The 22,863-nt window shown below is 67.7% G+C and carries 22 protein-coding genes and 1 pseudogene; 6 read left to right on the top strand and 17 right to left on the bottom strand.

Annotated elements, in window-relative coordinates:
* Positions 1-10: 10 nt before the first annotated feature.
* From D0D37_RS22365 to D0D37_RS22375, 3 genes are read right to left on the bottom strand one after another with little or no spacing between them, the layout of a single operon-like run.
* Positions 11-1,516, bottom strand: a complete 1,506-nt coding sequence (locus D0D37_RS22365) for an AMP-binding protein (protein ID WP_116202520.1) — start codon at positions 1,514-1,516, stop codon at positions 11-13.
* Positions 1,517-1,526: 10 nt separating this feature from the next.
* Positions 1,527-2,609, bottom strand: coding sequence for an LLM class flavin-dependent oxidoreductase (locus D0D37_RS22370; RefSeq protein ID WP_244223623.1), 1,083 nt, complete (start codon positions 2,607-2,609; stop codon positions 1,527-1,529).
* Between the two features lie 19 nt (positions 2,610-2,628).
* On the bottom strand, positions 2,629-3,399 hold the full coding sequence (locus D0D37_RS22375) for a hypothetical protein (RefSeq protein WP_116202521.1): 771 nt from the start codon (positions 3,397-3,399) through the stop codon (positions 2,629-2,631).
* Between the two features lie 147 nt (positions 3,400-3,546).
* Here D0D37_RS22375 and D0D37_RS22380 point away from each other — a divergent pair, with 147 nt between their 5' ends.
* Together D0D37_RS22380 and D0D37_RS22385 are read left to right on the top strand one after the other, a co-directional pair.
* Positions 3,547-4,707, top strand: a complete 1,161-nt coding sequence (locus tag D0D37_RS22380; protein ID WP_116202522.1) for a thiolase C-terminal domain-containing protein — start codon at positions 3,547-3,549, stop codon at positions 4,705-4,707.
* Positions 4,704-5,102 carry a Zn-ribbon domain-containing OB-fold protein gene (locus D0D37_RS22385; protein ID WP_116202523.1) on the top strand — a complete coding sequence of 133 codons (399 nt, stop codon included), beginning with the start codon at positions 4,704-4,706 and terminating at the stop codon, positions 5,100-5,102. The genes D0D37_RS22380 and D0D37_RS22385 overlap by 4 nt, the downstream gene beginning before the upstream one ends.
* On the opposite strand, the gene D0D37_RS22390 is transcribed toward D0D37_RS22385, so the two are convergent.
* The 4 genes from D0D37_RS22390 to D0D37_RS22405 all read right to left on the bottom strand — a co-directional run bounded on the left by D0D37_RS22390 (position 5,092) and on the right by D0D37_RS22405 (position 9,405).
* Positions 5,092-5,844, bottom strand: coding sequence for an enoyl-CoA hydratase/isomerase family protein (locus D0D37_RS22390; protein ID WP_116202524.1), 753 nt, complete (start codon positions 5,842-5,844; stop codon positions 5,092-5,094). The genes D0D37_RS22385 and D0D37_RS22390 overlap by 11 nt on opposite strands.
* Positions 5,844-7,037 carry a thiolase family protein gene (locus D0D37_RS22395; RefSeq protein WP_244223624.1) on the bottom strand — a complete coding sequence of 398 codons (1,194 nt, stop codon included), beginning with the start codon at positions 7,035-7,037 and terminating at the stop codon, positions 5,844-5,846. Before D0D37_RS22395 ends, D0D37_RS22390 begins: the two co-directional genes overlap by 1 nt.
* A 70-nt stretch (positions 7,038-7,107) precedes the next feature.
* Positions 7,108-8,280 (bottom strand): LLM class flavin-dependent oxidoreductase, encoded by a 1,173-nt coding sequence (locus D0D37_RS22400; protein ID WP_116202526.1) that lies wholly within the window; start codon positions 8,278-8,280, stop codon positions 7,108-7,110.
* Between the two features lie 27 nt (positions 8,281-8,307).
* Entirely contained in the window at positions 8,308-9,405 is a 1,098-nt protein-coding gene (locus D0D37_RS22405) for a tyrosine-protein phosphatase (RefSeq protein ID WP_116202527.1), read from the bottom strand.
* 209 nt (positions 9,406-9,614) lie between these two features.
* On the opposite strand from D0D37_RS22405, the gene D0D37_RS22410 reads away from it, so the two are divergent.
* Both D0D37_RS22410 and D0D37_RS22415 read left to right on the top strand, forming a co-directional pair.
* Positions 9,615-11,255, top strand: coding sequence for a purple acid phosphatase family protein (locus D0D37_RS22410; protein WP_116202528.1), 1,641 nt, complete (start codon positions 9,615-9,617; stop codon positions 11,253-11,255).
* A gap of 177 nt (positions 11,256-11,432) precedes the next feature.
* The gene (locus D0D37_RS22415) at positions 11,433-12,107 is read left to right on the top strand and encodes a TetR/AcrR family transcriptional regulator (protein WP_116202529.1); all 675 of its coding nucleotides are present in this window, start codon (positions 11,433-11,435) and stop codon (positions 12,105-12,107) included.
* Between the two features lie 127 nt (positions 12,108-12,234).
* Here the strand turns inward: D0D37_RS22415 and D0D37_RS22420 are convergent, their stop codons facing one another.
* Complete coding sequence (locus D0D37_RS22420; protein WP_208720091.1) at positions 12,235-12,432, bottom strand: hypothetical protein; 198 nt, start codon at positions 12,430-12,432, stop codon at positions 12,235-12,237.
* A gap of 490 nt (positions 12,433-12,922) precedes the next feature.
* Positions 12,923-13,357 carry a hypothetical protein gene (locus D0D37_RS22425; protein ID WP_162834390.1) on the bottom strand — a complete coding sequence of 145 codons (435 nt, stop codon included), beginning with the start codon at positions 13,355-13,357 and terminating at the stop codon, positions 12,923-12,925.
* Positions 13,358-13,434: 77 nt separating this feature from the next.
* On the opposite strand from D0D37_RS22425, the pseudogene D0D37_RS48870 reads away from it, so the two are divergent.
* A pseudogene (locus D0D37_RS48870) lies at positions 13,435-13,756 on the top strand (IS701 family transposase); the annotation flags it as partial.
* A 187-nt stretch (positions 13,757-13,943) separates the two neighbouring features.
* On the opposite strand, the gene D0D37_RS22440 reads toward D0D37_RS48870, so the two are convergent.
* The 6 genes from D0D37_RS22440 to D0D37_RS22465 all read right to left on the bottom strand — a co-directional run bounded on the left by D0D37_RS22440 (position 13,944) and on the right by D0D37_RS22465 (position 20,147).
* The gene (locus tag D0D37_RS22440) at positions 13,944-14,789 is read right to left on the bottom strand and encodes an acyl-CoA dehydrogenase family protein (protein ID WP_244223625.1); all 846 of its coding nucleotides are present in this window, start codon (positions 14,787-14,789) and stop codon (positions 13,944-13,946) included.
* 155 nt (positions 14,790-14,944) lie between these two features.
* The gene (locus D0D37_RS22445; RefSeq protein ID WP_162834391.1) at positions 14,945-16,294 is read right to left on the bottom strand and encodes an MFS transporter; all 1,350 of its coding nucleotides are present in this window, start codon (positions 16,292-16,294) and stop codon (positions 14,945-14,947) included.
* Positions 16,295-16,562: 268 nt separating this feature from the next.
* Positions 16,563-17,342, bottom strand: coding sequence for an NAD(P)H-dependent oxidoreductase (locus D0D37_RS22450; RefSeq protein ID WP_116202532.1), 780 nt, complete (start codon positions 17,340-17,342; stop codon positions 16,563-16,565).
* A 31-nt stretch (positions 17,343-17,373) separates the two neighbouring features.
* Positions 17,374-18,309, bottom strand: a complete 936-nt coding sequence (locus tag D0D37_RS22455) for an alpha/beta hydrolase (protein WP_116202533.1) — start codon at positions 18,307-18,309, stop codon at positions 17,374-17,376.
* Between the two features lie 96 nt (positions 18,310-18,405).
* Positions 18,406-19,812, bottom strand: coding sequence for a class I adenylate-forming enzyme family protein (locus D0D37_RS22460; protein WP_162834392.1), 1,407 nt, complete (start codon positions 19,810-19,812; stop codon positions 18,406-18,408).
* A gap of 20 nt (positions 19,813-19,832) precedes the next feature.
* Positions 19,833-20,147, bottom strand: coding sequence for an EthD domain-containing protein (locus tag D0D37_RS22465; RefSeq protein WP_116202535.1), 315 nt, complete (start codon positions 20,145-20,147; stop codon positions 19,833-19,835).
* A gap of 155 nt (positions 20,148-20,302) precedes the next feature.
* Between D0D37_RS22465 and D0D37_RS22470 the strand changes: the two genes are divergently transcribed.
* On the top strand, positions 20,303-20,947 hold the full coding sequence (locus tag D0D37_RS22470; protein WP_162834393.1) for a TetR/AcrR family transcriptional regulator: 645 nt from the start codon (positions 20,303-20,305) through the stop codon (positions 20,945-20,947).
* 214 nt (positions 20,948-21,161) lie between these two features.
* On the opposite strand, the gene D0D37_RS22475 is transcribed toward D0D37_RS22470, so the two are convergent.
* The gene (locus D0D37_RS22475; protein ID WP_116202537.1) at positions 21,162-21,983 is read right to left on the bottom strand and encodes an alpha/beta fold hydrolase; all 822 of its coding nucleotides are present in this window, start codon (positions 21,981-21,983) and stop codon (positions 21,162-21,164) included.
* 31 nt (positions 21,984-22,014) lie between these two features.
* Positions 22,015-22,860, bottom strand: coding sequence for an MBL fold metallo-hydrolase (locus D0D37_RS22480; protein WP_116202538.1), 846 nt, complete (start codon positions 22,858-22,860; stop codon positions 22,015-22,017).
* Positions 22,861-22,863: the final 3 nt, after the last annotated feature.

Raw genomic sequence — 22,863 nt, forward strand, 5'->3', positions numbered from 1 at the left:
GGTAAGCGGTTCAGGCTCCTGGGTAGCCGCCGCCGTCGTAGCGGTCGTCCAGCTCGTCGTAGTCCGGCACGAAGCCGCGACGCGGAATCTCCTCGGCGAGGATCACTTCCTTGGGCTTCTTGTACGAAGCCACCACAGTCCGCACGTGCTCGATGAGCTCGGCTTCGGTGATCTCGGCACACTCAGCGGGCACGACAATCGCAACCACGTTCTGTCCCCATTCCGGATCGGGCCTGCCGATGACGGCGGCCGCCGAAACCCCCGGATGGGAGTTCAGCGCCCGCTCGACTTCGGCCGGGTAGATGTTCTCTCCCCCGGACTTGATCATGCGCAGCTTCGGTCCGAGGAAGCTGATGGTGCCGTCCTTTTCCCGCCGGCCGAGATCTCCGGTGTGGTGCCAGCCGCCGCGCAGCTTCGCCGCTGTCAGCTCCGGACGGTTGAAATAGCCGCTGAACACGTGCGGCCCTCGCGCGACGATTTCCCCGACCTCCCCGTCGGGCAGTTCGCCGTCCACCGGATCGACGATCCGCACCTGCGCGAACAGGCTCGGCCGCCCGCTGGTCCCGGTCCCTTCGAGACCGAGCGCGTGGTAGGTGAGCATGCCGGCGACTTCCGTCTGGCCGTATCCGGCGAAGGAACGTCCCCACGGGCTCTCGTCAATCGTGATCATCGAGTTCCACGGTTCGTCGCCAGCGGCGAACCGAAGACTCGAAAGGTCGAATCGGCCGTCGGCGTTGGCTTCCACCAACTGCGCGATCATCGCCGGGAACAACATCGCCGCTTGGCAGCGCTCCCGCTCGATGAGTCGGCACGCCAACTCCGGTTCAAATGTCGGCAGCACGACGTTGGTTCCCCCGAAAGTCAACGTCGCGAGCGCGAACATCATCGTGCCGACGTGGAACAACGGCCCGGAATCGAGGCACACGAAGCCTTCCTCGATCTGCCGCACGACGCCGAGCATCATGCTGTGCGCGATGAGCGCCCGCTGGGCGAGCATCGCCCCGTGCGGGCGCCCGTCGAAGGCAGCGGTGTAGAGCACGAGGACCGGCGATTCCTCGGAAACCTCGCAGCCTGGATCCGAGTCCGGGTGCGAGGACAGCCAATCCTCGTAGCCGTCGTCCGCGTTGTGGCATACCCATTTCCCGGTTGTCGCATCGCGGAGTGGCTCGAGCGCGGCGTCCAGCGGCCCGGCCTCCCAGACGACCACCGCCGGCCGGAGATCGTCGAGCACGAAACGCAACTCGTCGCTGCTCTGCCGCCAGTTGGCCGGGCACAGCATCGCGCCGACCTTCGCGCAGGCGACGAGAAGCTCGATGATCCGGAAAGAATTGACGCCCAGCCATAGAACTCGCTCCCCAGGGCCAGCGCCCGCGTCGAGAAGCGCATGCGCGAGCCGGTTGGTTCGCTGATCCAGTTCGGCGTACGTCAGCCGGCGGTCCCCGTCGACAAGTGCGGTGACATGTCCCCGGCTGCGCCGGTGCTCTCGGACCACGTCCCCGATCGTGAACTCGTGCATGCTGCGCCTCTCAGCGGAAAGCCGGGATGACTTCCTTGGCAAAGAACGTGATCGCCCGCTTCATGTCCTCGAACGGCAGGTGCCGGGTGCTGCCGAAGTCGCACATGAGGTGTCCGAAGCCGAACTCCTGCAGCATCGCGACCTGCCCGATGACGCGCTCCGGGTCGCCGATCACTTCGAGCTGTTCCCACCGGAAGTCGGTGCCCACGCTCCCGCCCTTGAGGTAGCGGCCTTCCCAGAACTCGAAGCCCTTGGCGATCTCGCCGGTCTTCGAGTCGATCGGTGCGCTCTTCTCATTGAAGATGCGCGCCCGGTCGAAGGCTTTCTCGAAAGACTCTTGGTCGGCACGCGCCTGTTCGACGGTCGGAGCGAGCCAGACCGAGCGCGAAACGACGAGTTCGGCTTCGTCAGCGGCGTGACCAGCTTCGGCCGCGACCGTCCGCCAGGTCTCGGCTGCCTTGTGCACCTTGCGGAAAGGAGCAGCCGGATCGGCGAGGATCGGCAGGCCGCGCTGGGCATAGCGTTCGACTGTTTCCGGGCTCACCGCGGCCACATACACGGGCGGGTGCGGCCGCTGCAACGGCCTCGGCGTCAGGTCGACCTCACCCGTGCGGTAGAACCGCCCCTCGTGGCGGAACGTGTCCTGCGTCCACAGCCCGGTGATCACTTCCAACGCCTCGTCGAACCGGTCGCGCGCCTCGGCCAGGTCCAGGCCGAAGCCGTCGAACTCGATGCTCTGGTAGCCGCGGCCGACGCCGAGGTCGAGCCTGCCGTTCGACAGCAGGTCCACCTGCGCTGCTTCTTCGGCTACGTGCACGGGGTTGTGCAGCGGCAGCACAACGACGCCCGTGCCGAGGCGGATCCGCTCGGTCCGGGCCGCGAGGTGGCTGAGCATAGTGAACGTGTTCGGCACGGTTCCGTAATCGCGGAAGTGGTGCTCGGACGCCCACAGGCCGTCGAAGCCGAGTTCTTCGAGCAACTCGGCGACCCTGATGTTGTAGTCGTAGACCTCCTTCATGCTGCGCTGCCGGTCGGGCCGGTGGAACAGCAGGAACGCGGAGAACTTCATCGGACGGTGCACGGAGTCGGGCACAGCATCCACCTTTCCGTTGTCAGGACTGCGCCGGTGCCAGCACCGAGCCGGGGAACGGGGCGAGCAGGGTTTCCCGCCAGGGCCCGTCGAGGTACTGCCGCGCCGACTTGCGCCAGTCGAGCAACCGTGGGTCAGCTTGCGCCTCGGCGTCGAGACCGACCGCGGCGTCGTAAGCACGCTGCGTGCGCAGGTGCGAATCCCTGTCGGTGCCCCAGAACGTCACGACCTCCGAATCGGACATCAGCACCTCGTACAACCCGACGAGACGGTGACCGTGATCGGCGAGAATGGGTGCGCGTTCCTCCCGGACGGCAGCGAGGTAGTCGAGTGCCGCACCGGGACGGACGTGCGCGACCTCGTGCAGGAAGAACGGCGCGGTGTAGTGCTCGGCACGCAGCGCCTGCAAGTCCGGAGTCCCCTGGACGCCGCCCATCGGGCGCGAGAACGCCTTGTGGCGCAAGTCGTCGATGGACGACAGGAACAGCTCGGGCTTGACGTTGTCGTAGATGTCGAGCATCTGCCGCCAGCCGCCCTCCCAGCCGCCGTGACAGTCCCACAGCGTCACCGCCTTGAACTGCTCGTGGCCGGTGATGCCGATCGCGTAGAAGGCGCCGACCAAGTCGATCGCCCGCGAGCGCACGGACAGGCCACTGGTCAGTTCGGCACCGGAGTCGTCCCGCTGCTCGTCTTCCTTCTTGTAGTTCACCAGCCACTGCAGGTATTCGCGCGGGTTGCGCGAGTTCATCGGGTGGAAGTACACCTCTTCGAGCAGATAGATCCCGCGCGCCACAGTTTCTCCTCTTCGAGCCGACTTGAGCAATCGCTTGGTTAAGAACCGTACGACGCGCTCGGCCCGCCGTCAACTTCCCTTCGTTGACACGATCTCGGCAGCGTTCGTAGTATTTGAGCAAGTGCTCGCTTGGGATGAGGAGGTGTCGTGAGTCCGCTCCGCGATCGCGCCGCTGTCGCCGGCCTGGGATGGACGCCGTATTCGAAGAACTCCGGCGTGAGCACTCTCGAACTCGCTCTCCGCGCCATCTCCTCCGCACTCGACGACTGCGGCCTCTCTCCCGGCGACGTCGACGGCTTGGTGACGCATTCGGTCGGCGACGCGACCCCCGCCGCCGTCGTCGCCGCGTCGCTCGGGGTCTCCGACCCGCACGTCTTGCTTGACTTTTGGGGCGGTGGCAGCGTTTCCGCGGCGACGATCGGAACAGCCGCGATGGCGGTCGCGAGCGGGCAAGCGTCGACGGTCGTCTGCTGGCGCGCGCTCAACGCCCGCTCGGAGTTCCGTATGGGCGGCACGGGACGGGCAGCGCCCACTCTCGTCGAGTTCCAGTACCAGGTGCCGTACGGCCTCCTTGCCCCGCCGCAGCAGTACGCCTTGGTCGGCCAGGCTTACCTGGCCGCCTCAGGCGCCTCCGAAGAGGACCTCGGCCGGGTGGCGATCACCCAGCGACAGAACGCCATGCGCAACCCGCGGGCGATGATGCGCAAGCCACTGTCCATGGAGGACTACCTGGCAGCGCCCTGGATCGCCGAACCGTTGCGGCTCTTCGACTGCTGCCTGGAGACCGACGCGGCGATCGCCGTGGTCGTCACGTCCGCGGAACGCGCGCGCGATCTGAGGCAACCGCCGGTTCTGATCAGCGCCGCCGCATCAGGCGGCGGGCACAGCCTGTTCTCCGCCGCGCGGCCCGATCTGTCGATCAGCGCGGCTGCGGATCTCGCCCCTCGCCTCTACCGGGCCGCCGGCATCGGCCCGGAGGAAATCCAGATCGCCGAACTCTACGACGCTTTCACCCCGCTGGTCCTGATGCAATTGGAGGATTACGGTTTGACGCCCCGGCATACGGCCGCGGAGTTCGTCGCATCCGGCGCGACCGCGCTGGACGGACGGCTCCCCGTCAACACTCACGGCGGGCACCTCTCCGAGGGCTACCTGCACGGCCTCAACCACGTCGGCGAAGCTGTGCAGCAGCTGCGCGGACAGGCCGGCGAACGGCAGGTCCCCGGAGTCGAGGTAGCGCTGACGACCGGCCAGCCGGGCTACGTGTCCGGCACGACCTCCGCGCTGATCCTGCGAGCAGACCGATGACCCGCCCGCTCGCCGACCGCGACTCCGCCGAGTGGTGGGCCGCTCTCGCCGACCACCGCCTGCAAATCCAGACGTGCCAGTCCTGTCGCACTCATCGGCTGGTGGCCAGGGCGATGTGCGCTGCGTGCCGGTCGTTCGACTGGGAATGGACTGAAGCCAGCGGCGAAGGCACCATCGTCAGCTGGACGGTGTCCCACCGGGCCTACCAACCGGAGCGCACCGCTCCGTACACCGTGGTTTTCGTTCGGCTGGCGGAAGGTGAAGGACTCCTGCTGCCGGGAGGATGGAGCAGCGACGCCGCGCCGTCGGTGGGCATGCCAGTCCGGGCGGAGTTCGAGGATGTGCCCGGAGAACCACCGGCGGCGCTGCTGCGGTGGGAGCCGGTCACCGATTGACGAACCGCCGGATCAGCTCCTGCGCTTCGTCGGTGGTCACCGCTGAAGCAATGGTGCGCGCTTCGTCAGCCGCGCTTTGTTCGCGGGTCGCCGAGAACGACGACCGGATCAGCCGCTTCGCCTGGCCGAACGCAGCCGCCGATCCGTTCGCCAGCGCAGCGGCTATGTCAGCCGCAGCAGCAGACAGCGCATCGTCCTCGACCACCTGCGTGACAAGACCCCAATCGCGCGCTTCGTCCGCGGTCAGCGTGCGCCCGGCGAGTGCCAGCTCGAGCGCTCGCTGTATGCCGACTGCACGGGGCAAGAGGTACGACACTCCGCAATCCGGGGTAAGGCCGATGCCGGAATAGGCCATCCGGAACTTCGTAGAGTGCGCCGCCACCACGATGTCCGCGTTCAGAACGAAGGCGAGGCCAGCACCCGCGACCGCACCCTGCACCGCAGCCACGACCGGCTTGGGCAGCTCCGAAAGCCGCCGCAGCGCGGCTTCCAGTTCGGTGGCGAGCTGGTGGAGGTACTTCGGAGGTTCTGCTGCCGCGACGAACGACTGCACGTCTCCGCCCGCGCAGAACCGGGCACCCTCGCCGGTGAGCAGAACAGCCCGCACCGCAGTTGCCTCGGCCGCCTCCACCGCCTCGGCGAGGCCCCGTGCAGCAGCCAGGTCGACCGCGTTCGACACCTGAGGCCGGTCGAGGACGATCCGGCAAACACCCTCGTGCACTTCCCTCCGCACACCAGTCATTACGCGACCCTCCGCAGCAGGGCGGCGAGCGCCTGTCCCCCGCCGATGCACATTGTCACGATGCCGAGTTCTTTGTCGGTGCGCGCGAGGTGTTTAGCTGCGCGGAGCGTGAGAATCGCTCCAGTCGCACCGACCGGGTGTCCCAGCGCGATCGCGCCGCCGTAAGGATTAGTGCGCTCCGGATCGAGGCCGGCGTCGCGAACGACCGCGACAGCCTGCGCCGCGAACGCCTCATTCAGCTCGACAATGTCGATGTCGCTCGGCGTGGTACCGGTCTTCTCGAACAGCTTCCGAAGCGCGGGAACGGGTGCGTAGCCCATCAATTCCGGCTCCAACGCAGCCGTGGCGACCGCCTCGATCCGCACCAAGCCGGACAGCCCGCGCTCGGCCGCCGCAGATTCGCGGGCGAGAACCACCGCAGCCGCACCGTCGTTGATGCCAGACGAATTGCCCGCGGTGACAGTGCCGCCTTCTTGGAAGGCCGGCCGCAAGCCAGACAGCGCTTCGACAGTCGTGCCCGGCTTCGGGTGCTCGTCGTCAGTGACCGTCACCGATCGGCGACCGCCCGTCTCGACTGGAGTGATCTCTTCGGCGAACGCCGCCTTCGCACCCGGCGAGGCAGCGCGCCGCTGCGATTCCGCAGCGAACTCGTCCTGTTCCTGCCGCGAGACGCCGTACTTCTGGGCGACGTTCTCCGCGGTCACTCCCATGTGGACACCGTGGAACGGGTCGGTCAACATCATGACCGTCCCGTCTGCGAGCGTGCGGTCGCCGAGCCGGTATCCGGAACGTGCCCCGAAGTCGTAGAACGGCATCCGGCTCATCGACTCGTCGCCGCCTGCGAGCGCGAAGTCGAGACCGTCCCAGCGCATTTGCGATGCTGCGGACCAAATCGCCTGAAGTCCCGAGCCGCAAAGGCGGTTCACGGTGTACGCAGGGGTGGTAACCGGAAGTCCGGCCGCAAGCGCGACGCGGCGGGCGTTGTAGGCGTCCGGGCCGACCTGCCCGATGCAGCCCATCACCACTTCGCCGATGTCCTCTGGCGCGACCCGCGCCCGGTCGAGCGCGGTCCGCGCCGCGGCTGCGCCCAGTTCGAACCCCGGCACCTCCCGGAATGCCCCGCCGAAGCTCCCGACCGGGGTCCGCGCCCCGTCCAGCACCAGAATCCCGTCGTCGCCCATGGTCCACCTCACCCGTCGTCAGCCTGCCTGAATAGTAGGACGTCCTACTATCTTGTGCGGTGATAACTGGGTCACAGCAAGGTCAGGCACCGTACTTCTGGGTCGCCTGCTCGATTGCCTGCGTCATCCGCCCGACGAACCGTTGGCTGTTGTCTCCCGCCCAGGCGATGCTGGCCTCCCGGTTTCGGTTCGCCTGCCGGAAATGCGGAATCACGTACTCCGCGAACAGTTCGTAGCTGCGTTTGGTCGCGTGCCATGGCGCGCAGCTGTGGACGTTGAGCAGGTACGTTCCGAAGCCGCCGGTTTCCCGTTGGAGACTTTCGATGGCGGCGATCGCGTCGTCCGGCGTACCGACGATGCCGACTCCCCAGCTCGGCAAGCCTTCGGTCGTCCATTGGTCCACTGCCGTCCCGGGCGACGATCGCCACGGCATTTTCTCGCCTGTCAATCCCTCGAAATACGCCGTCGAGCCCAGCACTCCCCACTCGACTTCACGCCGCGCCTGCTCGCGGGATTCCGCGAGGTGCATCATCCCCACCACCCGCCACCGGCCGCGCCGGGCGGTTCGGCCGTGATCGGCCGAGACTTGTTCGTGCACCGCCCAGTTCCCGGCCAGCCGGCCGCGTGCCCGCAGATCCGACGCCGCCACCGACAACACGCTGAGCCCATGACGCCCGGCGAGGGTCACCCCGGTCGGGGAATACACGGACGCGATCGCGACCTCGATATCCCGTCCTCCGTAAGGCAGCAGCTGCACGGCTGCTTCACGCAAGTCGAACCATTCCGTCTGCTTGGTGACCTTCTCGCCCCGCAGCAGCGGCAGGAGGGCTTCGACGGCTTCGGCCATCATGTCGCGTTGGCGCAGCGGGTCGATCCCGAGCATGAACGCGTCGGAAGGCAACTGCCCTGGACCGATGCCCATCATGACCCGCCCCCGGGTGAGATGGTCCAACTGCACGATCCGGTCGGCGAGAATCAGCGGATTGTGGTAACTGACCGAGTTCACCCCGGTGCCCAGCATGATCCGGCTGGTCCGCTCCCCCGCCGCGGCGATCATGAGCTCGGGCGAACCGATCGTCTCGAAGCCGGCGGAATGGTGTTCGCCGAACCAGACCTCGTCGAAGCCGAGTTCGTCGGCGAGCACAGCCAGCTCCAGGTCCCGCCGGAGCTGCAGAGTCGGGTCTCCGTCCAGCGGATGGAACGGAGCGATGAACAGGCCGAATCGGTTGTCGGGCAAGGCGACTGCATCATCCACTGTGGATCCTTTCGCCGTGTTGCCGCCTCAGCGCCGGGATTCGAGGAAGGCGGAGCGCAGACGGGAGATCGCCTGCGGGGTCAGGCCGAGCCCGCGGGTGGCGTACTCGTACATGGTTCCGAATCGGGCGGTCACCTCGTCGAACCCGGCTTGGAGGTAGCTGGGGTCGGCGCGGACAAAAGCCTCGGTGACCGCCCGGTCGCCGGGGCTCAGCGTCGCCAGGTATGCCTGCGTGCCAGGACTTTCGAGGACGTATCGATCGGATAGCCGGTAGTCCTGCATGACTGTGTCCTGGTCGACGCCGAGCAGAGTCAGCACCACCGCAGCCGCCCAACCGGTCCGGTCCTTGCCGCCGGTGCAGTGGAACAGCTGCGCGCCATCGCGCGTCGCGAGGTCTGCGAGCACGGCGCCGAACTCGGCCCGCGAGGCAGGATCGTCCACGAAGACCCGTTCCATCGCACGCATGGTGTCGGCAGCCTGCAAGGGTGTCGTGGGCGCAGGGCCCTGAACTCCGGCACCCATGACGTCATGGAGTTCACGAGTCGCGCCAGCAGGCACCACGTCCGGTGCCTGGCCCGCTTCAGCTGCCGTACGAAGGTCGTAGACGTACCGGAGCCCGAGAGAATCAGCGGTCGTCTTGTCCGCGGCCGACAAGGTCAGCGCGTTCGACCGGTAGAGCAGCCCCATCCGGACCCACTCGCCCGTCGCTGTCCGGTAGCCGCCCAGATCGCGCAGGTTCGGAACGCTGGGCAAGGCGAGCGATCGGGCCGCCACGACCACCGTGCTGCCGCCGGACCGCAGTCGAAACCACGGACGCGGCACCGCGGGGTCGGCGGGGACTGCAAGGTGGTGCCCGGCGACCTGCGCGACGCGGTCCCAGGTCCGTCCGCGATCAGAGGAAACGGCGACCGACACTGGCCCCCGGTTCCGGACTTCCCAATCGAGAGACCACGCGTCTCCCTCGCCGACGACCTGCGCAGCGAGAAACCGCGAACCCGCGGAAAAGCCGCGATCGAGAACCGGGTGCGGGTCGCCGCCAGCCGCAGCCATCGCCGCGCTCGGGCCGAGCAAGAGCGCGCAGCAAGCGACCGCACCGGCTCCGATTCCGCGCAGACCTCGGGACATTGCCGCCTCCGACCGGTTGGGCTACCGTTCAGCCTCACGCCATTCGATCGAGTGATCCAATCACATGATTTGTAATCTGAGAACCCTACGGTCCCGGGACGTCGCTCCCTTCACCCGGATGGCCCGCGTCGCTCCAGACGCACGCCGCCGATCCGCAGCGACGTCCACCGTCGACCGGGCAGCAGCGCCCCGGCCAGAGGAAGGCAACCATGAACCTCAAGCGCCGATCGTTCATTTCCGGCAGTGCGGCCGTCGGGCTCACCGGCGCGTTCGCCGGAAAGGCACAAGCAACGCCGCCCGCCGCCGGGACCGCAGACGGCGACGGGAAGGACTCGGCAATGCTCTGGAAGCGCTCATCCGCCGCAGGCGCACCGACTGTGACGGGGCTGCACCTGCAGTTCGGCGCCGACGCCTCGCGCGAAGTGGTGGTCTCGTGGTTCACCCCGCAGCCGGTCGCCCGGCCGCTGGTGCGGTTCGGCCCTGTGACGCAAGGAATCGGCCGCACGGTCGAGGCTGAAACGAAGTACTACAAGGACGGACTTTCCGGGAGAGCGGTGTATGCCCACCACGCGAGGCTGACGGACCTTCGACCGGACGAGGAGTACGGCTACTTCGCCGGCCACGAGGGCGCACCGCCGGACAGCGGGGTCTTCCGGACCGCGCCGAGTGGCCGGTTCCCGTTCACCTTCACGAGCTTCGGCGACCAGGGCACCTCCAATCTGCGCAAGGTCGTGCACCTCCCGCCGGGCACCGCCTCGCCGACCGGCCCGTACCCGCTCTACAGCAGCGATCAGGTCGGCAGCCCGGCGTCGTCGGACATCGCGATAGCCGTCGAACGCGTGGCGCCGCTGTTCAACCTGGTCAACGGCGATCTCTGCTACGCCGCGATCACCGCCTACAGCGGCGGCGAACGCACCGACACGTGGACCGACTGGTTCGTGAGCAACAGCCGATCAGCGCGGTTCCGGCCGTGGATGCCCTGCGTCGGAAACCATGAGAACGAAAAGGACAACGGTCCGCTCGGTTACGCGGCTTACCAGACTTACTTCCAGACGCCAGCGTCGGACGCCGACGAAAACCCCGACACGCGGGGACTTTGGTATTCGTTCACCGCCGGGTCGGTCCGCGTCATCAGTCTCAGCAACGATGACGTGGCGTTCCAGGACGGCGCCGACAGCTACGTGCGGGGCTACTCCGCGGGCGCACAACAGCGCTGGCTCGAGAAGGAACTGCGGAATGCGCGCGCCGACCGGCGCATCGACTGGATCGTCGTGACCATGCACCAGCCCTACATCTCCAGCGCGGCGCACGGCAACGGCAGCGACCTCGGAGTGCGCGAGGCGTGGGGCCCGCTCTTCGACAAGTACGGCGTCGACCTCGTTGTCAGCGGCCATGACCACCACTACGAACGCTCGCACCCGCTCCGCGGCTGGCTGCCGAACGACACTCGCACCCCCACGCCGGCCTCCACCCGGAAAGACGTCATCGACACCTCGCGCGGAACGATGCACATGGTGATCGGCGGCGGCGGAAACTTCGCCACCAGCAACGGCGACCTGTTCGAGCGGCCGCAAGGCCGGGTGATCATCGCCAAGAGCGACAAGCCGAGCCCGGTTCTGCCGGGCCACTACGACTCGGTCTGGCTGACCGAGGACGCGCCGTGGGCGTCGGTGCAGGACCGCGCCAACACCCACGGTTTCGCGGCCTTCGACGTCGACCCGGGCCGCGGTCCTGGCGACAAGACGCGGATGAAGGTCACCTACTACACATTCGGCAGCGCCGCCGCGGACCTGGTCCCGGTCGATCGATTCGTGCTCGAGCGCCCACGCCGAGACGCTCCGCCAAAGTAGCGTCAACCCCGCGTTTCCGCTGCCCAGGGCCTGTTTATCCCGCTAAGCACCTTCACCGGTCCGCCCGTCGCGCGTATACTGAGCAACCGCTTGGTACAGGCGGGCGGGGTCCCTCCGCCTCCTGCGCCTCGGCGGGTCTACCGAGCGCTTGCCCAAGGACAGGGGATACTGGTGCACATGGCAGCCACGAAACGCCAAGCAGGCAGCTCCGCGACCCGAACCGAAGCGCGAGCGACCGAATCGAAGCAGAGCAGCTCGCAACGCCGTCAGGCGCTCGTCGAGGTCGCGGCGGAACTTTTCGCCGAAAGCGGGTTCAGGGCCACGACAGTCCGCCAGATCGGCGAGGCAGCGGGCGTCTTCTCCGGCAGCCTCTACCACCACTTCGATTCGAAGGAGGCGATCGCCGACGAGATCCTCTCCACCTACCTCGACGGCATCGTCAGGGAATACAAGTCGATCGTGAAAGAGCACACCGATCCGGGCGCCGCGCTCCGCGAACTGGTCCGCGCCGCGTTCGCCTCGCTCGAGCCGCACCGCGCGGCGATCACGATCCTGCAGAACGAGCGGAGCTATCTCGCCGAACTGCCGCGGTTCGCGTACCTCACCAAAGTGGAGAACGAAGTCCGCCGAATCTGGGTGAAGGTGCTCGACACCGGCATCGCGCAGGGATCCTTCCACAAAGATCTCGACACGAAACTGACGTATCAATTCCTTCGCGACGCCATCTGGGTCGCCGTCCGATGGTTCGCACCCTCCGGGCGGCTCAGCGTTGACCAGCTCGCCGACCAGTACCTGAAACTGGTCATGCGAGGCATCGAACTCGAGTCAGACGAAGCTCCGAGGCTGTGGTGAAGCAGGGCTTCAGCCCGCTTCAGCGGGCTCCGCGGGCCCGTCGCCTTCGGGCGCACCAGTCATGTTCTTTTCCAGTAAAAGTCCCGAAATGGTCGATGCCGCCTGCTTGACGGCGAGCACTGCGTGCTCAACGTCGACGTCGCGCCGCCAGCCACAACCGGTCTGCGGGCTCATCACGGACCGGACCGTTAACCTGTCGCCGCAGCACCGCGTTCTGGTGTCGGAGAACGAGCAGCTCGGCGTCCTCGCCGGCATTTCGGCTCAGCAGGATCGCCGGCACGGACAGCAACGCACGAGTTGTCCGGTACAGCAACGAAATGATCATCCGGGCAGCATCTCAGCCGCCGAAGAGAAGCTGCGGACAAGGGCTCCCACCAGCGGCGACGACTTCCCGAGCCCCACAGGCGCGAACTAGCTCCGTAGCCGACACCGTCGCAGGCTTGCGAGGATCCGTAAATCTGTCACCGTGGCCGGGTAGCCCTTACCCGGTATGGCGGCATAGGCCAGCCAGGCAGGGCGCTGTAGCGGACCTGGCTGCGCAGCCGCAGCGACTCCTACGTCTGCCGCCACGCGCCGCCCGGATCGGGCTGCGCGTCCAGGACGATGAAGCCCGGTCCGGCGCGGTTGTTCGCCCCTGACTTTGTCGACGCGGTCGACGAGCGCTACAAGGACCGCCGCACCGTCGAACGCCGCATCGACAAGCTCAGGTTGCGGCCCGGTACGACAAGCTCGACATCATCTACCAGAGCACTGTCGATGTCGCCTCGATCAAGTTCTGGCTCCGCGACCCCGTCCCATGATCGAAGAAACACGCCCTAGTACTTCCACTGGATGAGCTCGCCGCACTCGGTGAAACCGCTCTTGCTCGCCGCCTCGTTGAGTGCGCCCTTCGCCTCGTCCGCGCTCTTCTTGGCATCCCCCAGCCGCAACATGAAGTACATGTCGCTAGCCCCGGGCCGGCTCTTGTTGTCCCACCCCTTCCAGGCCGTGACGCTCTCCTGGAGGGCCTTGATCATGCGCTCCCATGAGCCTCGGAAGTCGGCGTCGGCGTCCTCGAACGCCCGCTGAGCTGTCTGGGCGGCCTCGATCTGCTTGGTGAGCGCGGGAACGGTGACCCCGGCGTGGGTCGGGTCGCCGAACTTCGGCACGGCATTCACCACGTCCTTGACGTCCGAGCACGCGTCATTGACCGTGTCCTGCGCGGAAGAGCAGCCGCTGAGCAGCAGCAACACGGCACCGGCGACGATCATTCTGCGCATGTGAACGCCCTTCCGTTCGCGGTCTGACCCGTCGCCGCAAGCTAGCCGCGAGGCTCGGGACCGGTCCCCGGTTCGACGGCCGCACCGGCGAGACCGCGGTCTGCCGCTGCTAAAGCCCCTGCCGCGCCGCGCTGGCGCGGGTCGCCGCACGGCTCCGGACCATCGAGGAATCCTCCAGGCAGGCAAGGAACTCACCGGCCTGGACCAGCACCAGGTCCGCACCTGGACCTCCTGGTATCGCTGGACCACGCTGGCAATGCTCGCCCACGCCTTCTTCGCCGACGCTCGCAGCCAGGCCACGCCAGCGCCCGAGTACCTGATCCCTTTGAATGCAACGAAATCAAGCACCTCTACGTCGCCCTCGCCTTTGAAACCAGTGTCACCTCTTCAGAGTTGCCAGGCAGCCATTCGCTCCTCGAACTCAGGTCGAACTATCCTGACGAGTCGACGAGACCGAGCGGTGCCTACACCGAGCCGGACCCGCAATGCGTCAGCGGATATCGGCTTCTGGCGAACCGCGCGATGAGTCGCGTCTTCTCTCCGCGCCTGGATCAAGAGCGCATCGAACGTGTGATTATCAACTGCCTGCTCGTTCGGCGGCACGGGCGACGGCGATGTCCTGCGCGCGGCGGGCAATGCCCAGCCACCGCGTGCAGTGCGTCATCCGCGCCGGGCCGAGCCGCGCCTGCGCATACCGGAATCCCGCGTCCACCTCGCCGAGCACCGCGTCGTCACCGACCACGCAATCGTCGAAGACGACCTCGGCGTGTCCGCCGTAGAGGCTCTCGTCCAGCGTCTCGATGTGCCGGACTGTCGACATGCCGGGGTTGTCGGCGTCCACCAGGAACATCGTTGCCCCGGCGGTCTCGCCGGGAGCCCCGGAGGTGCGGGCCATGCAGATCGTGAAACCCGCACTGTCGGCACCGGTGATGAACCACTTCCGCCCCTCGATCCGCCAGCCGCCGCGCACCCGGACCGCGCGGGTGGTCAGCGCCGCAGGATCCGATCCGGCTCCCGGAGCGGGTTCGGTCATCGCGAAACACGACCGGATCTCCCCGGCGGCCAGCGGACGGAGATAACGCTCCCGTTGGGCAGGGGTGGCCGCGGCCTCGAGCAGATGCATGTTCCCCTCGTCCGGCGCGGCGATGTTCAGCGCCAGCGGCCCCAGCAGCGAATACCCGGCCTCCTCGAACACGACTGCGCGGCCGAGCATGCGCAGGCCGTGGCCGCCGTACTCGGCGCCGACGTGCGGCGCGAACAACCCCCGCTCTTTCGCCGCACGCTGCAGCCCGGACCGGACCGACTCGGAAGAGACGACACCTCCGTGTTCGGCTTCGACAGGCACGACGACGTCGCGAACGAATGCAGCGGTGCGCTGCGCCAGGTCCGCCGCGAGCGGGTCTGGTGTGAGATCGACAGGCACGGCGACTCCCAAAGATGGCTGATGACTGGGCCGCGAGGCGCAGATCGGAGTGGTTCGCGTTTCCGCGGCAATCGGCAAAGGGGTTTTCGGTTTGTGGCGAGCGGCGGGGCTGTCCGAAACACGGGGCCGCTGCAGGCCGGGAAGCTCGTGGGGATTTACGCTGGCGCGGCCGGGTCGTGCTCGTTGTGCGATCCGGTGGCGTCGTTGGGTGTGTCCTGTTCGTGGACCAGCGATGTGCGGTGGGTTTCGGGGAGCCTGATCGCGACGGCGCAGACGATCGCCGCGAGCGCTGTCATGTACCACGCCGGGGCGAGAAGGCTGCCGGTGGCGTCGACCAGCCAGGTGCTGAACAACGGCGCTGTGCCGCCGAACACGACGAACGCCATGTTGTAGGCCAACGATGATCCGGAGTACCGCACCCTTGTCGGGAACAGTTCGAGGTACACGGTGCCCACGGTCCCGAAGAACACGCCGAATGCCAGGGACAACATGCATTGCCCGGCCACCGCCGTGGCGAGGCTGCCGGCGCTGGCCAGCAGGTAGGCCGGCAGCGACAGGAGCGCGGTCGCCGCCGCGGACGCGATCACCACGGGCCGGCGGCCCCAGCGGTCGGACGCCCGTCCCGCGAGGGGCATGACGACGAACGCGAGCGTGAGCGCGACGCAGTTCGAGATCAACGAGGCCCTGCCGGTCAGGCCTACCGATTCGGCAAGATAGGTGGTGAAGTAGCCGGTGAGAGTGTAGAAGCCGAGCCCGGACAGCGAAGCCAACGCGAACGCGTACCCGAGGGCGCGGCGGTGCTCGCGCAGCACGACGAGGATCGGCGCCTTCGCGGTGCGCCGGGTGGTTTTGAGAGCACGGAATGCCGGGGATTCGTCCACGCGGGAGCGAATGTAGAGCCCGACCAGGCACAGCACGCCGCCGACCAGGAACGGGATCCGCCAACCCCAGGTTTGCCAAGCCTGGCTGGGCATTACGGTCGTCAGCAGCAGCACGAACAGCGCGGCGAACACCCCGGGCAGGATCGCGAACGCGTAGGTGAACGCCACGTACCGGCCGCGGTCCCGGGACGGGGCGTGCTCGGCCACCAGCGCGTTGGAGCCCATCGCTTCGCCGCCGGCGGACAACCCTTGCACCAGGCGGCAGAGCACCAGCAACAGTGGTGCCAGCACGCCGATTCGGCTGTGCGGCGGGATCAGGCCGATGCCGGCCGTGGCCGCGCCCATCAGGAGGATGACGGCGGCCAGCACGCCGCGGCGGCCGAACCGGTCGCCGAGGTGCCCGAAGACGATCCCGCCGAGCGGGCGCATCACGAAGGCCACTCCGTAAACGGCGAAGGTGGCCAGGAGAGAGGTGACCCGGTTGCCGGCCGGGAAGAAGAGGGTGGCCAGAACGGATGCGGTGTAGGAATAGACGACGAAGTCGTACCACTCCACGAACTGGCCGATGGCCGCGGAGACGATCGCGCGGCGCAAACCCGCGTGAACGGCGTCGTTGTCGCTCACCGGTTCCCCTTTCGGTCGGGCTCGCTTCGTTGCGAGCCGAGATGGGTCCGGCGCGTGACGCCGGGCCGAACGCAGAGGATGTCGAGGCCGGGATGGCCGACTGGACGCACCGTCCGAGCCGGCCGTTCCGTGGCTGGACGATGCCTCGTCGCGCGACGCGCGGGGACAAGCTGATCGGCTTCCCCGGCGAGTGCGCGACCGGTCGTAGTCGGAACACGTTAACGAGAACTGGGGTCAGATCGGATACTGGCTCGTGGCTGTTTCGGCGTCATTCTGTTCGGTGTATGCCGAATCCGGTATGGCCTGGCTCGAAGCCGTCGCGGAGTTCGAGCGCGGGGATGGTGTAGTCGCCGCCGTTCTGCGGCCGGTAGGGAATCGGCGGGGTCGTGAAGAGGTTTTCCAGTCGCCGGTTCAGCCTGTGCGAGAGGTCGTCGAAGCATTCGGCGTCGACTTTCGAGGTGCGGTGCACGAGGAACGGCGGAAGGACGTCGAATCCGGTGTAGAACAGCAGCCCGTGGTGGATCGGGAAGAGGAGGTCCTCGATGGGGCCGTTGACTCCTCGTCCGCTGTAGTGGGATTCCCAGCCTCCTGTCGTGACGACGGTCATGGCGCGTTTGCCGGACATGGCGCCTTCGCCGAAGCGGTCGCCCCAGTGGGTGTCGGAGTGCTCGCCGACGCCGTAGGCGAAACCGTAGGCGTAGATGCGTTCGAACCAGCCTTTCATGATCGCCGGCATCGAATACCACCAGAGCGGAAATTGGAGGACGAGCGCGTCGCATTGGACGAGTTTCCGCTGTTCGGTTTCGATGTCAGCGGATTGCCAGCCGCTGAGGAATGCTTCCCGGGAGGTTTTTTCCGGGTGGAATGCGGTGGCGGAGTCCGGGACGTCGAAGTCGTCTTGATCGAGCTGCGGCTTCCATTTCATGCGGTAGAGGTCCGAGGTGTCGACCTGATGGCCGAGATCGGTCAGGGTTTTCTGGATCGCGGTGGCGATGGACCCGTTCAGAGACCGGGGCTCCGGGTGCGCCCACACATGCAGAATCCGCACTGTGGTTTTCCTTTTCGGTGTATGCGGTCGGCTAGTTCCCGGCGGCCGCGCCGGGACGGGGCCGTGCGGCGTCGTCGCTGGGGCGGAGATGCTCGGCGAACCACTGCCGCGCCGCGGCGCTGGTTTCCTCGAAATGCGCCGTGTAGGTCTGGAAATGGCCTCCCTGGTGGACAACGACCTTCTTCGGTTGCGCGGCGCTTTCGAAGGCTTCGAGCTGCAGTTCGGGAAAGGTGCACGTATCCCGGTGCCCGACGATCATGAGCCACGGTTTGGGGGCCAGGAAAGGGAACCATCCCGCGGGCTCGAACTGCATCATGTGCCCGAGGGAGCGAAGGGTCACTTCGTTCTTCCAGTTCGGCGCCCCCTCGACGCTGAGTTCGATGAAACGGGGGTGCACTGCGGGAGGGAGTGCGCTGAGTTCGGCGGGGTCGGTGCTGAACACGGGGATCATGGCGGGCGGCTCGCCGGCCAGGCGTGCCGCCCGGTCGGCCGTCAGGCGTTTTTCCAGTTCTTTGCGCTGTGTGACGGTGAACATGATGCGGGAGTTGCGGTGTCCGCTGACGTTCGGGATTTGCGACACCACGCACGCGACCCGGCTGTCGTCGGCGGCGACCACGGCTGCCAGCCCTCCCGCGTAGCTCGACCCCCAGACGCCGAAACCAGCGGCGTCGTCCACCTGTGGCAGGGCACCGGCCCAAGTCAGCACATCGCGCCAATCAGCGATCTGCCGATACGGATCGACCTCGAGCCTGGGCGTGCCCTCCGAACTCCCGAAACCGCGGTGGTCGAAAACCAGTGCGGTGAAACCCGCCTCGCAGAAGGCTGCGGCGTAATGGTCGATCTGCTCTTTCACCCCCGAAAACCCGTGAGCGAGCACGATGCACGGCCGGGGTTCGTCCCCGGCATGGTGCAAAAACCCGCTCAGGGTCGTTCCGTCCTCAACGCGAATCGCGACTTCACTGCGCATGGCTTCTCTCCAAAATGAGTGCTGGTGCTGATGTCCGGCTGTCCCGCTCCTGCGGTGTCCGCCGGGCAACGTCGTCGGCCTGGGCTGACCGGCGGCTCAGTGCATGCCTTGGGCGGGCAGGAGTTTTCGCACCTCGGCGGCCGCGATCTTGCCCGCGGCGTTGCGGGGAAGCCGCTCTACGAGGTGCAGCACGGACGGGATCGCGTACGGGCTGAGCAGACCGGCCAGGAAGTCGCGCAGCTGCGCGACGTCGATTTCGGCGGTCGCCTCTGCCACGCACGCCACGACTTCGCCGAACGTCTCGTCGGGGAGCCCGAACACGACGGCGTCCGCGACCGCCGGATGCTGAGCGACCGCCGCGGCCACGGAGACCGGGTCGATCTTCTCGCCGCCGCGGTTGATGAAGTTCTTCAGCCGTCCCTTCAGTACCACGGTTCCCGACGGGCCGCGCTCGAACAGGTCGCCGGTGCGCAGCCAGCCGTCGTCGGTGAGGGCCGCGGCGGTCGCGGCGGAGTCGTCGAGGTACCCGGCCATGACCGACGGCCCGCCGACCTCGAGTTCGGCGTGGTCGCCGTAGGACGCTCCCGGCCTGACCAGGATTCCTTTGCCCGGCGCGCCGACGTCGCCGGCCGGCTGGGACTGCGTCTGCAACGGCGGCGCGCTGACGAAGGAGGTCGCCTCGGTCGCTCCGTAGCCGTTGAGAACCGGCCGGCCGGTGAGCGCCCGGAATCGCTCCGAAAGGTCCTGGGCCGAGGGAGCGCCGCCGACGATGCAGAAGCGAAGACGCGACCAGTCCATTTGCCTTGCGGCCGGCGACCGCAGAACGACCTCGACCGCGGCCGGAACAGTCGGCCACGCTGTCGGGGCGGAGCGATGCCGCGCCAGCGCGGACGCCGACAACCGACCGAACGCCTCGACCGAGGCTCCGGCCAGCAGCGGTGCCAGCACCGTCCAGTTGATGCCGTAGCAGTGAAACAACGGCAAGGTGGCCAAGACCAGGTCGTCCGCGTCGTACTGGGCCCAGGCCCCGACAGCCTCGACATTGGCCACGAGGCCGCGGTGTGTCTGCAGGACCGCTTTCGGCGTTCCGGTAGTGCCGCCGGTAAAGAGGATCTGGCCCACCTCCGGCGGCAGCGCCGCCGGTGGACGGTCGTGATCGAGAGCGTGCACGGCACGGCCGTCGCAGACCACCGAGGCCCGGACGAGAGCATGACGGCGAGTCTCGTCCTCCGGCGCGAGGCCCCGTTCCATGGGAACCAGCACCGCGCCGAGCACGCCCGCGGCCAGGTAGTTGACCGCGAACGACAGCGGAGAGCTCTCCCGGATGACCGCGACTTTTCCCGCGCGGACACCGAGTTCGCGCAACTCGTCGGCCCTCGCGCGCACTCGCTCGCGCAACGAGCCGCCGGCCAGGACCTCATTCTCGGCGCGGTCGTACCAGTGCCCGACCCGTAGTTTCGCGAGCGCCGGACCGAAGAGCCCGGCGATGAACGGCGTATCCACGACAGCCTGCCGGCCCGGCACTAGAAAACGGGGTTTTCGGTGACGATGACCCAGTTCTTGTCGACCGCGAACTTCTCCTCGTCCGCGACCAGCTCGTCGTTGAGCGGGCCCGAGAACGACCGCTTGATCGACTCCATGTCGTCGAACCACAGCTCCGAAATGCCGTCGTACGGCCACGACCTGCTCCGCACGGGCACCGAGACGTTCTGCACGTACTTCCGGCATTCCGGCAGGCACCGCCGAACGACGTCGTTGTGGGTGTCGTTCCAGTACGCCTGCGCCTCTTCGCGGGACAGGTCAGGCCGGAACTTGAACGTGGCGATGATTTTCAGCATCGGGTGCTCCGAAGATCGAGGAAATTTCTGAAACTGGCGTCAGTTTTAAGCTAAGCTGGGATCGCTGTCAAGCACGAAGCGGGACGAAGGCACCCGGCGAGGGCGAGGGGCTTGCGCCAGAATTGAGTTTGGTGTCAACTTCGGAAGGTGAGTTTGTGACGACGCAGGACACGCACGCAGGACGCGACGGCGCGGCCAAGCCGCAGCTCACGCGCAAGGGGGCCGCGACGCGTGCCCGGTTGATCCGGTCAGCGCACGAGGTGTTCGCGCGGTCGGGATTCCTCGACACGAAGATCACCGACATCACGGCGGCGGCCGGTTCCGCCAACGGGACCTTCTACGTCTATTTCGACTCGAAAGAGACGATCTTCAAAGCCGTCGTGGACGAGGTCATCGGAGACTTCCTCGCGACCTTGCGCGCCGGCCGGCCGCGGGAAGCCGACCCGGTCGCCGTCATCGCGCACGACAACCGCCGGTACGTGCAGGCTTACCGCAAGCACGCCGACATCATGCGGGTCATCGAACAGGTCGCGACTTTCAACGAGGAGTTCGCGTCCCTGCGCCGCTCGATCCGCGAGCGCTTCGTCGCGCGTGCCGCGCGGGGGATCCAGACGTGGCAGGAACAAGGGCATTGCACACCCGAGTTTTCGGCGCGCACCATCGCGGGCCTTCTTGTTTCGATGGTCGACAATTTCACGTACAACTGGCTTTCGCTCGGGCACGAGTACAGCGAAGCCGAGGCGGACGCGGCCATGACCGACATCTGGGTGCGCGCCCTCGGCCTCGAGCGTCCGAGCTGATTATCGGTTCATGCCGAACGTGCCCAGGAGCCCCGGAAGGTTCGCCGGGGTCGCGAGGGACGGACGCCGGCAAGCGGGCGGCGCTGGGCACCGACACCGGACAGCGCCATGGGGCGCCCTCCCAAGCGCGCGGCGAGCGTCGCACGCTTGGGAGTTGTTCGGCGCCGGGACTGTCGGCCGGTCGGGATCCCCGTCCCTTCGCCAGGCCCCAGGTTCACGCGCGGGCGGATCGCTGCGGCGACGTCGGGCCCTGGGCGATGAGGTCGTGGGCGAGGAAACCGGCGAGGTGCTCGGCGACCTGGTCTGGCTGTTCGGCATGGGGCCAGTGGCCCGCGTCCGGGATCGTCAGCGATCGCGCGGACTGGAAGCGTGCTGCGATGCCGTCGGCGTAGCCGCGGGAGAAGCTGTCGTCGGCTCCGGTCATGATCAGGACCGGGCCGGTGAACGTCGAGGGGCGTGCGCCCGCGGGATGTCCGTTGTTCCAGCAGTCGGCGTAGGCGGCCGCGACCTCGGGTCGGACGTCGCGGCCCGCGGTGACGACGCGGTCGAGCTCGGCCGGGGGAAAGGACGTGGCCAGCTGGCGGCGCGCGGCGTGCTGCGCTGCGGGGCCGAGCGCGGCGAGCTCGCGGAACTGTGCGATGGCTTCGTCCGGGAGCCGCGTGCCCGCGAGCGGGATGGCGGCCACGAGGACGAGCCCGCGGGCCTGGTCCGGACGGGCGGCGGCGGCGAGTTCGGCGACGGCGCTGCCCATGCTCTGCCCCACGACCACGAAGGGTTTGCCGACGGTGTCGACGAGGGCGGTGAAGTCGGCTGCGATCCGGTCGTAGGTGAACGGCCCGCCGGAGGCGGCGCGAGCCCCGAATCCGGGGATGTCGGCCTGTACGGTCTCGACGGCGGCGGGGTCGAGACGGGCGACGAGCGGGTCCCACAGGCGGAGGTCGTCGAGGAAGCCGTGGACGAAGACAAGGGCGAGCGGGCCGTGGCCGGTGCGGCGCAGGGCGATGTCGCTGTGCGGGACGGTGTGCGCGGGTGCCATGGAGTGTCCTTGCCGGTGGGTCGCGGGGCGGTCAAGAGAGCAGGCCGAGGGCGCTGTACCAGAGGGGGCCGGGATTGACGCGGTCCGGGTGCCGGGCGCTCATCTCGTCGAAGAACGCGCGCGGGCTCGGCTTCGCGGCCAGCAGTTCGCGGACGTCGAGCAGGTAGCGGCGGGTCTGCTCGACGATGGCCGGGGCGTCGTCCAGGCCCTTGTTCTTGTGTCCGGCCACGACCGCGCGGGGCCGGAGGGCTTCGACGATGTCGAGCGCGTCGAGCCAGGACTGCAGGCCGGTCTCGCCGATCTCGAGCAGCATCTGGTGCACGCCGTTGTAGGCGACGTCGCCGGCGACGACGAGGCCGAGATCGGGCACGTGCAGCACGGTGGTGTCGTCGGTGTCGGTGTGGCCGACCTCGACCGGCAGCAGGCGGTGCCCTTCAAGCTCGAATCCCTCGCGCGGGACCGGTTGCGCGAGGACGGGCGTGTCGCCGATCAGGCCGGGGAACAGCGTGTCCCAGAACTGCGGGCGGGCCGCGATCTGCTGGTGCATCAGGGCGATGGTGCCCTCGGTGGCATACACGGTGGTGCCGGGAAACCGATCGAGGAGCTGCGCCGTGCCGAACCAGTGGTCGCCGTGGCCGTGGGTGATGTAGACGGCCCGCAGCCGTTTTCCGGTGGCGCGAATCCAGTCGCCGAGGAGGGCGGTCTGATCGACTGTCCACGAGGGATCGACCAGCACGGCGTCTTCCCGGCCCTGGACGAGCGTGGAGGACATGGGCGACGAGATGACGGGGCCGCCGTCGGGCAGCCGCAGGTCGGTGTGGCGGGGGACGCCGTCGGAGACGAAGACTTCGTAGGACAGCGGGCTGGTATCGGTCATGGC

This window comes from Amycolatopsis circi, from assembly GCF_003385235.1.
In the GTDB taxonomy this organism is placed as follows: Bacteria; Actinomycetota; Actinomycetes; order Mycobacteriales; family Pseudonocardiaceae; genus Amycolatopsis; species Amycolatopsis circi.

Excerpts from the sequence above, each read along its gene's own strand:
- D0D37_RS22365 (WP_116202520.1), bottom strand. The coding sequence starts at position 1,516 with ATGCACGAGTTCACGATCGGGGACGTGGTCCGAGAGCACCGGCGCAGC.
- D0D37_RS22385 (WP_116202523.1), top strand. The coding sequence starts at position 4,704 with ATGACCCGCCCGCTCGCCGACCGCGACTCCGCCGAGTGGTGGGCCGCT.
- D0D37_RS22390 (WP_116202524.1), bottom strand. The coding sequence starts at position 5,844 with ATGACTGGTGTGCGGAGGGAAGTGCACGAGGGTGTTTGCCGGATCGTC.
- D0D37_RS22405 (WP_116202527.1), bottom strand. The coding sequence starts at position 9,405 with ATGTCCCGAGGTCTGCGCGGAATCGGAGCCGGTGCGGTCGCTTGCTGC.
- D0D37_RS22410 (WP_116202528.1), top strand. The coding sequence starts at position 9,615 with ATGAACCTCAAGCGCCGATCGTTCATTTCCGGCAGTGCGGCCGTCGGG.
- D0D37_RS22415 (WP_116202529.1), top strand. The coding sequence starts at position 11,433 with ATGGCAGCCACGAAACGCCAAGCAGGCAGCTCCGCGACCCGAACCGAA.
- D0D37_RS22420 (WP_208720091.1), bottom strand. The coding sequence starts at position 12,432 with ATGATCATTTCGTTGCTGTACCGGACAACTCGTGCGTTGCTGTCCGTG.
- D0D37_RS22425 (WP_162834390.1), bottom strand. The coding sequence starts at position 13,357 with ATGATCGTCGCCGGTGCCGTGTTGCTGCTGCTCAGCGGCTGCTCTTCC.
- D0D37_RS22455 (WP_116202533.1), bottom strand. The coding sequence starts at position 18,309 with ATGCGCAGTGAAGTCGCGATTCGCGTTGAGGACGGAACGACCCTGAGC.
- D0D37_RS22465 (WP_116202535.1), bottom strand. The coding sequence starts at position 20,147 with ATGCTGAAAATCATCGCCACGTTCAAGTTCCGGCCTGACCTGTCCCGC.
- D0D37_RS22475 (WP_116202537.1), bottom strand. The coding sequence starts at position 21,983 with ATGGCACCCGCGCACACCGTCCCGCACAGCGACATCGCCCTGCGCCGC.
- D0D37_RS22480 (WP_116202538.1), bottom strand. The coding sequence starts at position 22,860 with ATGACCGATACCAGCCCGCTGTCCTACGAAGTCTTCGTCTCCGACGGC.